Annotated in this window: 16 protein-coding genes; all 16 read left to right on the top strand. The window is 64.7% G+C overall.

Annotation, left to right across the window (positions count from 1 at the left end; translation table 11 throughout):
- The first annotated feature begins 12 nt into the window (after positions 1-12).
- Entirely contained in the window at positions 13-414 is a 402-nt protein-coding gene (locus tag ACGYLD_RS12485) for a DUF1622 domain-containing protein (RefSeq protein WP_271693432.1), read from the top strand.
- Positions 407-1,123 (top strand): flavodoxin family protein, encoded by a 717-nt coding sequence (locus tag ACGYLD_RS12480; RefSeq protein ID WP_271693433.1) that lies wholly within the window; start codon positions 407-409, stop codon positions 1,121-1,123. Before ACGYLD_RS12485 ends, ACGYLD_RS12480 begins: the two co-directional genes overlap by 8 nt.
- Position 1,124: 1 nt before the next feature.
- Positions 1,125-2,630 carry an AMP-binding protein gene (locus ACGYLD_RS12475; RefSeq protein WP_271693435.1) on the top strand — a complete coding sequence of 502 codons (1,506 nt, stop codon included), beginning with the start codon at positions 1,125-1,127 and terminating at the stop codon, positions 2,628-2,630.
- Entirely contained in the window at positions 2,627-4,231 is a 1,605-nt protein-coding gene (locus tag ACGYLD_RS12470; protein ID WP_271693436.1) for a carboxyl transferase domain-containing protein, read from the top strand. The genes ACGYLD_RS12475 and ACGYLD_RS12470 overlap by 4 nt, the downstream gene beginning before the upstream one ends.
- An 80-nt stretch (positions 4,232-4,311) precedes the next feature.
- Complete coding sequence (locus ACGYLD_RS12465) at positions 4,312-6,252, top strand: acetyl/propionyl/methylcrotonyl-CoA carboxylase subunit alpha (protein ID WP_271693437.1); 1,941 nt, start codon at positions 4,312-4,314, stop codon at positions 6,250-6,252.
- A complete protein-coding gene (locus ACGYLD_RS12460) occupies positions 6,249-6,917 on the top strand; it encodes a glutathione S-transferase family protein (RefSeq protein ID WP_271693438.1) in 669 nt (222 codons plus the stop codon). Before ACGYLD_RS12465 ends, ACGYLD_RS12460 begins: the two co-directional genes overlap by 4 nt.
- Positions 6,918-6,948: 31 nt before the next feature.
- Positions 6,949-7,803, top strand: coding sequence for a hydroxymethylglutaryl-CoA lyase (locus tag ACGYLD_RS12455; RefSeq protein WP_271693439.1), 855 nt, complete (start codon positions 6,949-6,951; stop codon positions 7,801-7,803).
- Position 7,804: 1 nt separating this feature from the next.
- On the top strand, positions 7,805-8,587 hold the full coding sequence (locus ACGYLD_RS12450) for a crotonase/enoyl-CoA hydratase family protein (RefSeq protein ID WP_271693441.1): 783 nt from the start codon (positions 7,805-7,807) through the stop codon (positions 8,585-8,587).
- A gap of 162 nt (positions 8,588-8,749) precedes the next feature.
- Positions 8,750-9,115, top strand: coding sequence for an NADH-quinone oxidoreductase subunit A (locus ACGYLD_RS12445; protein ID WP_394402719.1), 366 nt, complete (start codon positions 8,750-8,752; stop codon positions 9,113-9,115).
- Complete coding sequence (locus ACGYLD_RS12440; RefSeq protein ID WP_231886322.1) at positions 9,106-9,720, top strand: NADH-quinone oxidoreductase subunit B family protein; 615 nt, start codon at positions 9,106-9,108, stop codon at positions 9,718-9,720. The genes ACGYLD_RS12445 and ACGYLD_RS12440 overlap by 10 nt, the downstream gene beginning before the upstream one ends.
- Positions 9,721-9,821: 101 nt before the next feature.
- A complete protein-coding gene (locus tag ACGYLD_RS12435) occupies positions 9,822-10,451 on the top strand; it encodes an NADH-quinone oxidoreductase subunit C (protein WP_136720172.1) in 630 nt (209 codons plus the stop codon).
- Positions 10,451-10,624 (top strand): hypothetical protein, encoded by a 174-nt coding sequence (locus tag ACGYLD_RS12430; protein WP_169306047.1) that lies wholly within the window; start codon positions 10,451-10,453, stop codon positions 10,622-10,624. The genes ACGYLD_RS12435 and ACGYLD_RS12430 overlap by 1 nt, the downstream gene beginning before the upstream one ends.
- Positions 10,624-11,868: an NADH-quinone oxidoreductase subunit D gene (locus ACGYLD_RS12425; protein ID WP_271693443.1), complete on the top strand. Its 1,245-nt coding sequence runs from the start codon at positions 10,624-10,626 to the stop codon at positions 11,866-11,868. The genes ACGYLD_RS12430 and ACGYLD_RS12425 overlap by 1 nt, the downstream gene beginning before the upstream one ends.
- 79 nt (positions 11,869-11,947) lie before the next feature.
- Positions 11,948-13,099, top strand: coding sequence for an NADH-quinone oxidoreductase subunit E (locus ACGYLD_RS12420; RefSeq protein ID WP_209218006.1), 1,152 nt, complete (start codon positions 11,948-11,950; stop codon positions 13,097-13,099).
- 92 nt (positions 13,100-13,191) lie between these two features.
- Complete coding sequence (locus tag ACGYLD_RS12415) at positions 13,192-14,064, top strand: hypothetical protein (protein WP_394402717.1); 873 nt, start codon at positions 13,192-13,194, stop codon at positions 14,062-14,064.
- 18 nt (positions 14,065-14,082) lie between these two features.
- Positions 14,083-14,316, top strand: a complete 234-nt coding sequence (locus ACGYLD_RS12410; protein WP_067263425.1) for a DUF5337 domain-containing protein — start codon at positions 14,083-14,085, stop codon at positions 14,314-14,316.

Below are 14,316 nucleotides of genomic sequence, written 5' to 3'. Positions count from 1 at the left end.
GGAGGGATCGGGATGGAAAACCTGATAGAACTGGAGACAGAAGGCGGTGTCCTGCACCACTTTCTACCTTGGCTGATCGAGGGGTTCGAGATCCTCGCCGCGGTCATCGACATCGCGGCCATCATTCTGCTGCTGATCGGTGCGGCACGTTTCCTGACCGGGGTGACGATTGCCGAGGTTTCCAAGAAAGGCCCCGAGCGGGTCCGCCGCACCAACCGCGAGCGGATCGAACTGGGGCGCTACATCCTTGCCGGGCTGGAACTCTTCATCGTCTCGGATGTGATACACACCGCGATCAGCCTGCGTTTTGCGGACCTGCTCTTCCTGCTGATGCTGGTCATCATCCGCTCCATCACCTCCTATTTCCTTGACCGGGAACTGGAGCAACTGAAGAAGGAACTTGGCCGTGACTGACTATTCCGATCTCAAGGCGCTCTACGTCAACTGCTCGCTCAAGAAGACCCCGGGCGACAGCCACACCCAGCTTCTGATGAACGCCAGCGCGGGCATCATGGAGGCACAAGGCGTGGGGGTGGAGCATCTCTACCTGCTGGATCACCAAGTGCCGCCGGGCGTCTATCCGGACATGACCGAACACGGCTGGGACCGCGACGACTGGCCCGCGATCTGGGACAAGGTGCTGGCTGCCGATATTCTGATCATCGGTACGCCTTTGTGGCTGGGCGAGGAGAGCAGTGTCTGCCGCGTGCTGATCGAGCGGCTCTATGCCATGAGCGGGGAGCTCAATGACAAGGGCCAGTCGGTCTTCTACGGCAAGGTCGGCGGCACCGTGGTGACGGGCAACGAGGACGGCATCAAACATGTCGCCATGACCACCGGTTTCGCGATGAACCATCTGGGCTACACGATCCCGCCGCAGGCCGATTGCGGCTGGATCGGCGAGGCCGGGCCGGGGCCGTCTTACGGCGATGATGTGGACGGCAAGCGCGCGGGTTTCGACAACGAGTTCACGCAGCGCAACACCACCATCATGACATGGAACGCCCTGCATCTGGCACGGATGCTGAAACACGCGGGCGGCTACCCGTGTGAGGGCAACGACCGCAACGCCTGGGACGCGGGCGCGCGGTTCGATTTCGAAAATCCGGAGTACCGAAGCTGATATGAAGAACGAAGGCGACTGGCCCATCTGGCAGGGCAACATGGCGGCGCAATGCCTCGCCCAGCCCGACGATGCACTGGCGATCATCGACCTCACCGGTCCCGCGCGGCGCGATGTGACCACGGGGGAGCTGCATGCAATGGCCGACGGTTTGGCCCGCGCGCTGAAAAGCCAAGTCGCGCGCGGCGACCGGGTGGGTGTGCTGCTCAGCCAGTCGCCGTGGTGTGCGGCGGCGCATCTCGCGATCTGGAAGATCGGCGCGATTTCGGTGCCGCTGTTCAAGCTGTTCAAACGTGACGCGCTGGCCAGCCGGGTGGGTGACGCGGGCTGCGAAATCGTGCTGACCGATGCGGAAGGCGCGGAACTGCTCGGCGATCTGGCCACCCCGTGGATCGCGGCGGAGGCGGGCGTGGCGGGCGACGCGGTGGATTTCGCCGAGGTCGGCCCCGACGATCCCGCCGTGCTGATCTACACCTCCGGCACCACCGGCACGCCGAAAGGCGCGTTGCACGGGCACCGGGTGCTCTCGGGCCATCTGCCCGGCGTATCGGTCAGCCATGACCATCTGGGGCAGAAGGGCGACTGCCTCTGGACCCCGGCGGATTGGGCGTGGATCGGCGGGCTTTTCGACGTAGCGATGCCCGCGCTGGCGCTCGGCGTGCCGGTCGTGGCCACGCGGATGCCCAAGTTCACCGTCGAGGGCTGCGCCGAGGTGATCGCGAAAGGCGAGGTGCGCAACGTGTTCTTCCCGCCGACCGCCCTGCGGATGCTGAAGGCGGCGGATGTCGCACTGCCGGGCCTGCGCTCGGTCGCCAGCGGCGGCGAGCCTCTGGGGGCCGAGATGCTGGCATGGGGCCGGGAGGCGTTTGGGCTTGAGATCAACGAGTTCTACGGCCAGACCGAATGTAACATGGTGGCTTCCAGCTGCGGCGTCGATTTCCCCGCCCAGCCCGGCTGCATTGGCAAACCGGTGCCGGGGTTCGAGATCGCCGTGCTGGATGATGACGGCCAGCCTACCGATGCCGAGGGAGACGTGGCGGTGCGCCGCGGCGCGCCCTCGATGATGCTGCGCTACTGGAACCGGCCCGAGGAAACTGCGGCCAAGTTCCACCGCGACTGGCTGTTGACCGGCGATCGCGGCATCTGGGAGGGGGAGTATCTGCGCTTCGTGGGGCGCGAGGACGACGTGATCACCTCCGCGGGCTACCGCATCGGTCCGGCCGAGATCGAGGATTGCCTGCTCACCCATGACGCCGTGGCGACCTGCGGCGTGGTCGGCAAGCCCGACGCGCTGCGCACCGAGATCGTGAAGGCCTATGTGGTGCTGAAACCGGGTGCGGAGGTCGAAGCAAAGGAACTGCAGGACTGGGTGAAGGACAGGCTCGCCAGCTATTCCTACCCGCGCGAGATCGCCTTCATGCAGGACCTGCCCATGACCGTCACCGGCAAGGTGATCCGCAAGGAATTGAAGCGTCTGGCGGCGCGAGAGAATGAGGACGTAACATGAAACTGACATCCCAAGCCCTGCCATCCTCGGATGCCTACAAGGCCAACGAGATGGCGCATCTGAAAGCCCTGAGCGAGGTCCGCGAGGCCGCCGAGACGGCCGCTTTGGGCGGTGGCGAGAAATCCCGCGCCCGGCACGAAAGCCGCGGCAAGATGCTGCCCCGCGAACGCGTGGCGAACCTTCTCGACCCCGGCAGCCCGTTTCTGGAGATCGGCGCCACCGCGGCGCATGGGCTTTATGGCGGCGCGGCCCCCTGTGCGGGCGTGATCGCGGGCATCGGGCGGGTGCAGGGCCATGAGGTCATGGTGGTCTGCAACGACGCCACCGTGAAGGGCGGCACCTATTACCCGATGACGGTGAAAAAACACCTCCGCGCGCAGGAGATCGCGGAGGCCAACCATCTGCCCTGCATCTATCTGGTCGACAGTGGCGGCGCGAACCTGCCGAACCAAGACGAAGTCTTCCCCGACCGTGACCATTTCGGCGCGATCTTCTACAATCAGGCCCGGATGAGCGCCAAGGGCATCGCGCAGATCGCCGTGGTGATGGGGTCTTGTACCGCAGGCGGCGCCTATGTGCCTGCGATGTCTGACGTTACCATCATCGTGAAAGAGCAGGGCACGATCTTCCTCGCCGGCCCGCCCTTGGTGAAGGCGGCGACGGGCGAGGTGGTCTCGGCCGAAGACCTCGGCGGCGGCGACGTGCACACGCGCCTGTCGGGCGTGGCGGATTATCTGGCCGAGGACGACGCCCATGCGCTGGCACTGGCGCGCCGTGCGGTTGGGCAGCTTAACAAGAGCAAGCCCAAGACGGTGGACTGGGCCAGCCCGGAGGAACCGGCTTGCGACCCCGCCGAGATGCTGGGCGTTGTGCCCGCCGACCTGCGCACGCCCTATGACATCCGCGAGGTCATCATGCGGCTGGTGGATGGCAGCCGCTTTGATGAGTTCAAGGCGCGCTTCGGCGAGACGCTGGTCTGCGGTTTCGCCCATGTCAAAGGCTGCCCCATCGGCATCATCGCCAACAACGGGGTGCTGTTTTCCGAAGCCGCCCAGAAGGGCGCGCATTTCGTGGAGCTTTGCAGCCAGCGCAACATCCCGCTGGTGTTCTTGCAGAACATCACCGGCTTCATGGTCGGCCGCAAATACGAGAACGAGGGCATCGCCCGCCACGGCGCCAAGATGGTGACGGCGGTGGCCACCACCAATGTGCCCAAGATCACCATGCTGGTGGGCGGCTCCTTCGGGGCGGGCAACTACGGCATGTCGGGCCGCGCCTATAGGCCGCGGTTCCTCTGGTCATGGCCCAACAGCCGCATTTCCGTCATGGGCGGCGCGCAGGCGGCGGGGGTTCTGGCCACCGTCAAGCGCGACGCCATGGAACGCGCGGGCGAGACATGGACCGAGGAGGAAGAGACCGCCTTCAAGCAGCCCACGATCGACATGTTCGAGGAACAGAGCCACCCGCTCTATGCCTCGGCACGGCTGTGGGACGACGGGATCATTGATCCGCGCAAGAGCCGCGACGTGCTCTACCTGAGCCTCTCGGCCAGCCTGAACGCGCCGATCGAGCCGACGAAATTTGGATTGTTCCGGATGTGATCGACGCGCGTTCCGGGGGGGCCCCCCCCCCCGGAACGCGCGCCATATTTGGAGCCAGAAAGAGATGAAAAGGGTAGGGCATGTTTGACACGATCCTGATTGCGAACCGGGGTGAGATTGCTTGCCGGGTAATGGAAACGGCGCAAGCCATGGGGGTGCGCTGCGTGGCGGTGTACTCGGACGCGGATGCGGGCGCGAAACACGTCGCCATGGCGGATGCTGCGGTGCATATTGGCGGCTCGGCCCCGGCTGAGAGTTACCTCAAGGGCGAGGTGATCATCCAAGCGGCGCTCGATACCGGCGCACAGGCGATCCACCCGGGCTATGGGTTCTTGAGCGAAAACCCCGATTTCGTGGAGGCGGTGGAGGCCGCGGGGCTGACCTTCATCGGGCCTTCGGCCAAGGCGATCCGGGCCATGGGTCTGAAGGACGCCGCCAAGGCGCTGATGGTCGAGGCGGGCGTGCCCGTCGTGCCGGGGTATCACGGCGCGGATCAGGACGATGCGCTGCTGGCGCGCGAGGCCGAGAAGATCGGCTACCCGGTGTTGATCAAGGCCGTCGCGGGCGGCGGCGGCAAGGGCATGCGGCTGGTCGAGGAGGCCAAGGGGTTTCAGGCGGCGCTGGAGAGCGCGCGCTCGGAGGCGAAGACTGCCTTCGGCAACCCGGACGTGCTGGTCGAGAAATTCGTCACCAAGCCGCGTCACATCGAGGTGCAGGTCTTTGGCGACGGCACACATGCGGTGCATCTCTTCGAGCGCGACTGCTCGCTGCAGCGGCGCCACCAGAAGGTGATCGAGGAGGCGCCCGCGCCGGGCATGACGGAAGAGATGCGCGAGGCCATGGGCCAAGCGGCGGTGCGCGCGGCCGAGGCCATCGGCTATGCCGGGGCGGGGACGGTGGAATTCATCGTCGACGGCTCGGGCGGGCTGTCGACCGACGGGTTCTTCTTCATGGAGATGAACACGCGGCTTCAGGTGGAGCATCCGGTGACCGAACTGGTGACCGGGGTCGATCTGGTGGAATGGCAGTTGCGCGTCGCCGCGGGCGAAGCCCTGCCGAAGCGCCAAGATGAGCTCACGATCAACGGCCATGCCTTCGAGGCGCGGCTCTATGCCGAGGACGTGCCGAAGGGTTTCCTGCCCGCCACCGGGACGCTGACGCATCTGTCCTTCACTCCCCAGACCCGCGCCGACAGCGGCGTGCGGGCGGGCGACACGATCAGCCCCTTTTACGACCCGATGATCGCCAAGGTCATCGTGCACGGGCCCACGCGGGACGTGGCGCTGTCGCGCTTGCGCGCGGCACTGAAGGGGTGTGAAGTTGGCGGTACGGTCACCAACCTCGCCTTCCTCGGTGCGCTGGCCGAACATGAGGGCTTTGCCAAGGGCGACGTGGATACGGGCCTGATCGCGCGCGACATCGAGGCGCTGACGGCCCAGCCCGAGGTGCCGGGGCGGCATGTCGCGCTGGCCGGGATGGCAGCACTTGGGCTCGACCAGCCACAGGCCGAGGCGGGCTTCAACCTTTGGCGGCCGTTGCGGCATCAGGTGATGCTGGGCCGCGACGGCGAGGAGCATCTGCTGAAGGTGCGGGTGCTGTCGGAGGACGTGCAGCTTTGGACCGTGGGCGACCATGAGGTTCGGGCCGAGCGCATCGCGGGGCGCTGGAAACTCGACGGCCATGTCGCGCCTGCGGTCTCGGTCGCGGGCGATGTGGTCACGGTGTTTGATTCCTATGGCATCGCCTTTGACGTGATCGATCCGCTGGCGCGCGCTGCCGCCGCCCATGGCGACGGCAATATCGTCGAGGCGCCGATGCCCGGCCTCGTCCGCGCCATCGACGCCGAGGTCGGTCAAAGCGTCGCCAAGGGCGACCGTCTGGCGGTGTTGGAGGCGATGAAGATGGAACATTCGCTGCTGGCCGCGCGCGACGGCGTGGTGGCCGAGGTGCTGGCGCAAGCGGGCGATCAGGTCGAGGCCGGGGCGGCGCTGGTGCGTCTGGAAGCCGAGGAGGGCGCATGATCACGCTGCACCACTGTCCGCAGACCCGCTCGATGCGCACGCTCTGGCTGCTGCACGAGTTGGACGACGTGGAGTTTCAGGTCAAAATGCATGCCTTCGACCGCAGCCTGCGCGATCCGGAATACCTCGTGCTGTCGCCCGCGGGCCGTGTGCCTGCGCTGGAGATCGACGGCGAGCGCATGTTCGAGACCGGGGCGATCACCCAGTACCTCTGCGAGCGCTACAGCCCCGACCGCATGGGCCGCTCGGTCGGCAGTCCGGACCGCATGGCTTGGCTGGTCTGGGTGCATTTCGCCGAGACCATCAGCCAGCACACAGCGGCACTGACCCAGCAGCACATCGCCCTGCGCGAGGATCACATGCGCAGCCCCATCGTGATGAAGCTCGAGGCGGCGCGGATCGGCAAATGCTACGACGCGCTGGAGGCACGGCTCTCGACGCCGCTGGAGAACCGCGACTACCTGCTGACCTCCGGCTTTTCTGCCGCCGACATCTCGGTCGGGCAGGCGGTCTACATGGCGCGGCATTTCGTGAAATTGGATGACCACCCTTCGGTCGCGGCGTGGTATGAACGGATCACGGAACGCGACAGCTTCGCGCAGGCGCTGCCCGAGGGAGCGAAGCTCTACGAGAAGGATTTCTATGCGCCATGGCCGATTGAATGACCATGGCCCACACAGGGAAGGAGTGCGGCCAATGAGCCTTGGACCATGTGAGATTTTCGAGGTCGGCCCGCGGGACGGTCTGCAGAACGAGAAACGCGAGATCCCCGTGGCCGAGAAGGTCGCCTTGGTGAACAAGCTGAGCGAAGCTGGCTTTGCCCGCATCGAATGCGCCAGTTTCGTCAGCCCCAAATGGGTGCCGCAGATGGCCGGTTCGGGCGAGGTGCTGGGGCAGATCTCCCGTGCCGAGGGCGTGCGCTACGCGGCCCTGACACCGAACATGCGCGGTTACGAGGATGCGGTAGCGGCCCGCGCCGACGAGGTGGCGATCTTCGCCTCCGCCTCGGAAGGGTTCAGCCGGAAGAACATCAACGCCAGCATTGACGAAGCTTTCGAGCGGTTTGCCCCGATCCTCGAAGAGGCGCGGCATGTGGACATTCCGGTGCGCGGCTATGTCTCCTGCGTGGTGGAATGCCCCTATGACGGCAGGGTCGATCCCGGCGACGTGGCGCGCGTGGCCGACAAGCTCTTTGCGATGGGCTGCTACGAGATCTCTCTCGGCGACACCATTGGCGCGGGCACGCCCGACAGTATTGCGCGGATGCTGCTTTCGGTGCGCGACGTGGTGCCGGCGGGCCGGCTCGCGGGGCATTACCATGACACCCACGGGCGGGCGATGGCCAATATCGACGCCTCATTGTCGATGGGCCTGCGGGTCTTCGACGCGGCGGTCGGTGGCTTGGGCGGTTGCCCCTATGCGCCGGGGGCGGCGGGCAATGTCGCCACCGAGGCGGTGAATGAACATCTGATGGCGCTTGGCTATGACACCGGCGTCGATCAAGCGGTGGTGTTGGAAGCCGCCGAAATGGCACGGGCGATGCGAGGCTGACATGTACGAGACTTTGACGATCGAGACCGACGCGCGCGGGGTGGCGACGCTCACCCTCAACCGGCCGGAGAAACACAACGCCATGTCGGCGCAGATGCTGGCCGATCTGACCGCGGCGGCGGGCAAGCTGGCCGAGGATGACGCGGTGCGTGTCGTGGTGCTGACCGGGGCGGGCAAATCCTTCTGCGCCGGCGGCGATCTGGGCTGGATGCGCGACCAGCGCGATATGGATGCCGAGACACGCTCGGCGGAGGCGGGTAAGCTGGCGACGATGCTGGGCGCGCTCAACGCGCTGCCGAAGCCGGTGATCGGCAAGCTGCAGGGCAATGCCTTTGGCGGCGGCGTCGGCATGGCCTCGGTCTGTGATGTGGCCGTGGGGGTCGATACGCTGAAGATGGGCTTCACTGAGACCCGTCTGGGCATCATCCCGGCCACAATCGGGCCCTATGTGCTGGCGCGGATGGGCGAGGGGCGCGCGCGGCGGGTCTTCATGTCGGCGCGTCTGTTCGATGCGGCGGAGGCGGTCGATCTGGGGCTGCTGGCCCGCGCCGTACCGGCCGAGGAGTTGGACGCGGCCGTCGAGGCCGAAGTCGTGCCTTACCTCTCCTGCGCGCCGGGGGCGGTGGCAGCGGCCAAGAAGCTGGCGCAGGACTTGGGTGGAATCGCCACGCCCGAGGCGGTGGAAATGTCCATTGATGCCCTCGCGGCGCGTTGGGAAACCGATGAGGCCGCCGAGGGAATCGGTGCCTTCTTTGATAAGCGCAAAGCCGCTTGGGTGGTCTAGCTCAAGGCTTTGGCGAAATGGCTCTATTGCGGACCCGTGGGCGGCATTAACCGGGCTTGGCCCGTTGACCCTACCCACGGGCAGAGTTAAACCCGTTCCAAGTTTGTCTGCGCGGGCTTTTGGCCTTTGCCTCATGCCGCGCACCGCGAAAGGAGCATCCCCTTGGACGACATGCTGCGGGAATACCTGCCCATCCTCGTTTTTCTGGCCGTGGCGATTGGCCTTGGCCTTGTGCTGATCCTCGCCGCCGTGGTCGTGGCCGTGCGCAATCCTGACCCGGAGAAGGTCTCGGCCTATGAATGCGGGTTCAACGCATTCGACGATGCGCGGATGAAGTTTGATGTGCGTTTCTATCTGGTCTCGATCCTCTTCATCATTTTCGACCTCGAAATCGCCTTCCTCTTCCCATGGGCCGTGGCCTTCAAAGAGGTGAGCATGGTGGGCTTCTGGTCAATGATGGTGTTCTTGGGCGTGCTGACGGCGGGCTTCGCCTATGAATGGAGGAAGGGAGCGCTGGAATGGCAGTAAAAGATGACGCACTCGTCACCCCGGTGATGGGCGATGGCCACCAAAGCCCACGGGTGAAATCCGGTGCCTCCGCCCCTGCGGCCTACGGCCAATATGGCGCGGGGCCGGACCCTGAATTCGCCACCCAGAGCCTGAATGCCGAGTTGCAGGACAAGGGCTTCCTGCTGACGTCGACCGAAGACATCATCAACTGGGCGCGCACGGGCAGCTTGCACTGGATGACCTTCGGTTTGGCCTGCTGCGCGGTTGAGATGATGCACAGCTCCATGCCGCGCTATGACCTTGAGCGTTTCGGCACCGCGCCGCGCGCCTCTCCGCGCCAGTCGGACCTGATGATCGTCGCGGGCACGCTGACCAACAAGATGGCCCCGGCGCTGCGCAAGGTCTATGACCAGATGCCAGAGCCGCGCTATGTGATCTCGATGGGGTCCTGCGCGAACGGCGGCGGTTACTATCACTACAGCTATTCGGTCGTGCGCGGCTGTGACCGCATCGTGCCGGTCGATGTCTATGTGCCCGGCTGCCCGCCGACGGCGGAAGCACTGCTTTATGGTATCCTCCAGTTGCAGCGTAAAATTCGCCGCACCGGGACGATCGTGCGCTAAGGCAACCGCCTGCGCCGCAAGCGGGGCAGGCAGAAGGACAAAGCGCCAAAGGCGCGGGACAGTGAGATGGCGTTGATCGGCGCGTGGAAGGAAGATTTGCGATGAGCGAACAACTGCAGGAACTTGGGGCCTATATCGAAGCCAAACGCCCCGATTGCGTGCTCGGATGGGATGTCACCAAGGGTGAGTTGAACATGGATGTGGCGCTGGCCAATGTCGCCGGGCTTGTCGAGTTCCTCAAAGGTGATCCGACCTGCCGCTTCTCGACGCTGGTGGACATCACGGCGGTGGATTATCCGGGCCGTGCCAAGCGGTTCGACGTGGTTTACCACTTCCTGTCGATGTACCAGAACCAGCGCATTCGCCTGCGCGCCGCCGCGCGGGAGAAGGACATGGTGCCCTCGATCACCGGCGTGCACCCCAGTGCCGATTGGTTCGAACGTGAAGTCTTTGACATGTTCGGCATCCTCTTTTCCGGCCACCCGGACCTGCGCCGTATCCTCACGGACTATGGTTTCCGCGGGCACCCGCTGCGCAAGGATTTTCCGACCACTGGTTATACCGAGGTGCGCTATGACGAAGGCGCCAAACGCGTGGTCTATGAGCCCGTGAGCCTCGTTCAGGAATACCGCCAGTTCGACTTCATGTCGCCATGGGAAGGGGCCGATTACATCCTGCCCGGCGACGACAAGTCGGCACCCGACGGTCATGTGAGCAAGGACGCGAAGTAATGGGCGGGCTTTGGTGGCTGATCCTCTCGGCGCTGACCGCCATTCCGATGGTCAAACTGCTGCCGTTCTTCGGCATCAACAAATACTGGGCGGTGGCCTGTCTGATCCCGCTGGGCACGATCGCCCTGCTGTGGTGGATGGGCATGAAGCTGCAAGAACTGGAGAAACGGTAATGGACGGCGACATTCGCACAAAAGCCTTTGACGACGGGTCGACCGACTTTGAGTCCGGCGAGCAGAAGATTCGCAACTTCAACATCAATTTCGGCCCGCAACACCCTGCCGCACACGGGGTTTTGCGTCTGGTGCTTGAGCTTGACGGTGAGGTGGTAGAGCGTTGCGACCCCCATATCGGCCTGCTGCACCGTGGCACCGAAAAGCTGATGGAAAGCCGCACCTACCTGCAAAACCTGCCGTATTTCGACCGGCTGGATTACGTGGCCCCGATGAACCAAGAGCACGCTTGGTGTCTGGCCATCGAAAAGCTGACCGACACGGTGGTGCCGCGCCGTGCCTCGCTGATCCGGGTGCTGTTCTCGGAAATCGGGCGCATTCTGAACCACCTTCTCAACATCACCACGCAGGCGCTGGACGTGGGCGCGCTGACGCCGCCGCTCTGGGGCTTTGAAGAGCGTGAGAGCCTGATGATCTTTTACGAGCGGGCCTGTGGCGCGCGTCTGCACGCGGCGTACTTCCGCCCCGGCGGCGTCCACCAAGACCTGCCGCCCGCGCTGCTGGACGATATTGAAGCCTGGTGTGAACAGTTCCTCAAGAAGTTCATGGTCGACATCGACGAGCTGCTGACCGAGAACCGCATCTTCAAACAGCGCAACGTCGACATCGGCATCGTGACCGAGGAGGACATCCTCAACTACGGCTTCAGCGGTGTGATGGTGCGCGGGTCGGGCTTTGCTTGGGACCTGCGCCGCGCGCAGCCCTATGAATGCTACGATGAATTCGACTTCCAGATCCCCGTGGGCAAGAACGGCGACTGCTTTGACCGCTACCTCTGCCGGATGGAAGAGATGCGCCAGTCGACCTACATCATCCAGCAAGCGATCGAGAAGCTGCGCGCCCCCGACGGGCAGGGCGATGTGCTGGCGCGGGGCAAGATCACCCCGCCATCGCGCACTGCGATGAAGACTGACATGGAAAGCCTGATCCACCACTTCAAGCTTTACACCGAAGGGTTCCACGTTCCCAAGGGGGAGGTTTACTGCGCCGTCGAAGCGCCCAAGGGCGAGTTTGGCGTCTACCTTGTGGCCGATGGCTCCAACAAACCCTATCGCTCCAAAATCCGCGCGCCGGGCTTCTTGCACTTGCAGGCGATGGACCATGTGGCCAGCGGTCACCAGCTTGCCGATGTGGCCGCGATCATCGGCACCATGGACGTCGTCTTTGGAGAGATCGACCGGTGATGCCGCTGGCGTCACCCCGTTTTGAAGAAATTTACGCCGGGGGCATCATTGGCCTCCGCCTGACCATAGGTTCGAACTAATGCTCCGCCGTCTACACCCTGACCAGCCCGACAGTTTTGCCTTCACGCCCGCCAACCAAGAATGGGCCGAAGCGCAGATCACCAAATACCCCGAAGGCCGTCAGGCCAGCGCGATCATCCCGCTTTTGTGGCGCGCGCAGGAGCAAGAGGGCTGGTTGACCCGCCCGGCGATCGAACATGTCTCGGAGATGCTGGGCATGGCCTATATCCGGGGCCTTGAAGTGGCGACCTTCTACTTCATGTTTCAGCTGCAACCCGTTGGTTCCGTGGCACATATCCAAGTTTGCGGTACCACCTCCTGCATGATTTGCGGGGCCGAGGATCTGGTCGCCGTCTGCAAGGAGCGTATCGCCGCCAAGCCGCATGAGTTGTCGGCGGATGGGCGTTTTTCTTGGGAAGAGGTCGAATGCCTCGGTGCCTGTTCCAACGCCCCCATGGCGCAGATTGGCAAGGACTATTACGAAGACCTGACCACCGCGCGGCTGAACGAAATCCTTGATGAGTTGAGCGACGGGCGCGTGCCCGTGCCCGGGCCTCAGAACGGGCGCTATGCCTCTGAGCCTCTAGGCGGGTTGACCAGCCTCACGGATCACGAAAGCGGGCGCACGCAGTATAACGCCAGCGCTCAGGCCGCGGTCGATATCGGCGATACGGTCAAGCGCATCGACGGCACCGAGGTGCCGCTGCTGACACCTTGGCAGCGCAAGCCCGACGCGCCGCAGCCTGAAACCGTGGAAGAGGTCGAAGCCGAAGAGCCGCGTCCCGCCGAGGGCGAAAGCGCCGACAAGACCGGCATCACCGAGCAGGAGGCCGAGGCCGCCTCGAAAAGCAAGCCGCGTTCCAAGCGCGACCCCGCGGGTGAAACCGTCGATGCCGCCGAGGCCGAGACCGACACCCCCGCGACGCCCGGCCAAAAGCCCGCGCAGTTGGACGGCCCGCGTGAGGGCGAGGCGGATGATCTGAAAAAGATCAAAGGCGTCGGTCCGAAGCTGGAGCAGATGCTTAACGGCATGGGTTTCTACCACTTTGATCAGATCGCCCAATGGGGCCCTGAGGAGGTCGCTTGGGTCGACCAGAACCTCGAAGGGTTCAAAGGCCGCGTCAGCCGCGACAATTGGGTAGAGCAGGCCGCGCGCCTCGCAGAAGAATAAGACGGAGATTAACAACGGGCCAAGGACGGCACCCACACCACCCCGCAGAGCCATAAGCCGCATCGCCCGCATCAAGGGAGAGAAGGACAGTCATGACGGATATTTCGGAACGAGAAGCCTGCACCAAGCGCTGCTGGTGGCTGGGTGCCGGTGTCGGTTTGCTCGTGGCATTCCTGTTGCTGGCGTTCGGCATCTGGGGTCTGTTGACGTCTATTCTGGCCGGTGTGCTGGTGGCGGTGATTGTGGGCTATCTGGCGATGACCCTGCTGTGCAAAGACGTGCCAGCCGCCGCACCGCAAGACAACACCCGCAGCGCGGCGGCAGCATCGGTTGCGGCGTCGCCGACAGCATCGGACAGCGTCTCGCCAGCGGTGGGCACCGTCCCAGCCGGTGACGCGGGCATCGGGGCCGCGCGAAAGGCCAGCGCGCCGGTTGAGCCTGTGGAGGAGACACCGCCGACCGCGCCCGTGGCCGATACGGCTGCCGTTGAAGCTGCGCCGGATGAGGTTGCCGAGGCCGAGGTGGCGGGAGAGGAAGAGCCAGCCGAAACCTCCGAGGAAACAACGCCGACGCCGCCCGTGGCTGACACAGCCGCCGTCGAAGCCACCCCGGAACAGGTTGTCGAAGCCGAAGAAGCGCCCGCGGTGGTGACCACCCCGGAAGAGACCGTCGAGACCGCGCCCAAGGGGGCGACAGGCGGCGCATCGACCGATGGCAAACCCGCGCTGCTGGATGCACCCCGTGCGGGCGGGGCGGATGACCTCAAGCGCATTGGCGGCATCGGGCCGAAGCTGGAACAGACGCTGAATGAATTGGGCATCTTCCATTTCGATCAGATCGCGGCACTTGAGGGGGAGGAGATCGACTGGGTCGATTCTCGTCTGCGTTTCAAGGGCCGTATCCGGCGCGACGATTGGATCGGTCAGGCCAAGGCACTTGCCAGTGACGGCAAGGCCGAGGGCTGATCGGGGTAAGAGAGAGACATGAGCGAAGCCGAAGACAGAGCGCTTGCCCGCAAGGGCCGCACCGCAGGGCTGGTCATTGCCGTGACCATGTGCTTGTGGCTGGCCATGCAATGGGCCGGCCCGGCGCTTGGCCTGCCGGGGCGTTATGCGCTGCTCTTCGACTTTGCTGCACTGGCCGCGCTTTTCTGGGCGATGGTCGTGATATATCAAATGTGGCAGGCCCGCCGGGCCAGCCGTGAGAACCAAAGGTAG

The organism is Sulfitobacter sp. 1A12056, from assembly GCF_043558125.1.
In the GTDB taxonomy this organism is placed as follows: domain Bacteria; phylum Pseudomonadota; class Alphaproteobacteria; order Rhodobacterales; family Rhodobacteraceae; genus Sulfitobacter; species Sulfitobacter faviae.
Note: the sequence above shows the minus strand (reverse complement) of the source record. Positions and strands in the feature narration are given on the sequence as shown.

Excerpts from the sequence above, each read along its gene's own strand:
- ACGYLD_RS12485 (WP_271693432.1), top strand. The coding sequence starts at position 13 with ATGGAAAACCTGATAGAACTGGAGACAGAAGGCGGTGTCCTGCACCAC.
- ACGYLD_RS12475 (WP_271693435.1), top strand. The coding sequence starts at position 1,125 with ATGAAGAACGAAGGCGACTGGCCCATCTGGCAGGGCAACATGGCGGCG.
- ACGYLD_RS12470 (WP_271693436.1), top strand. The coding sequence starts at position 2,627 with ATGAAACTGACATCCCAAGCCCTGCCATCCTCGGATGCCTACAAGGCC.
- ACGYLD_RS12465 (WP_271693437.1), top strand. The coding sequence starts at position 4,312 with ATGTTTGACACGATCCTGATTGCGAACCGGGGTGAGATTGCTTGCCGG.
- ACGYLD_RS12460 (WP_271693438.1), top strand. The coding sequence starts at position 6,249 with ATGATCACGCTGCACCACTGTCCGCAGACCCGCTCGATGCGCACGCTC.
- ACGYLD_RS12455 (WP_271693439.1), top strand. The coding sequence starts at position 6,949 with ATGAGCCTTGGACCATGTGAGATTTTCGAGGTCGGCCCGCGGGACGGT.
- ACGYLD_RS12450 (WP_271693441.1), top strand. The coding sequence starts at position 7,805 with ATGTACGAGACTTTGACGATCGAGACCGACGCGCGCGGGGTGGCGACG.
- ACGYLD_RS12440 (WP_231886322.1), top strand. The coding sequence starts at position 9,106 with ATGGCAGTAAAAGATGACGCACTCGTCACCCCGGTGATGGGCGATGGC.
- ACGYLD_RS12435 (WP_136720172.1), top strand. The coding sequence starts at position 9,822 with ATGAGCGAACAACTGCAGGAACTTGGGGCCTATATCGAAGCCAAACGC.
- ACGYLD_RS12430 (WP_169306047.1), top strand. The coding sequence starts at position 10,451 with ATGGGCGGGCTTTGGTGGCTGATCCTCTCGGCGCTGACCGCCATTCCG.
- ACGYLD_RS12425 (WP_271693443.1), top strand. The coding sequence starts at position 10,624 with ATGGACGGCGACATTCGCACAAAAGCCTTTGACGACGGGTCGACCGAC.
- ACGYLD_RS12420 (WP_209218006.1), top strand. The coding sequence starts at position 11,948 with ATGCTCCGCCGTCTACACCCTGACCAGCCCGACAGTTTTGCCTTCACG.
- ACGYLD_RS12415 (WP_394402717.1), top strand. The coding sequence starts at position 13,192 with ATGACGGATATTTCGGAACGAGAAGCCTGCACCAAGCGCTGCTGGTGG.
- ACGYLD_RS12410 (WP_067263425.1), top strand. The coding sequence starts at position 14,083 with ATGAGCGAAGCCGAAGACAGAGCGCTTGCCCGCAAGGGCCGCACCGCA.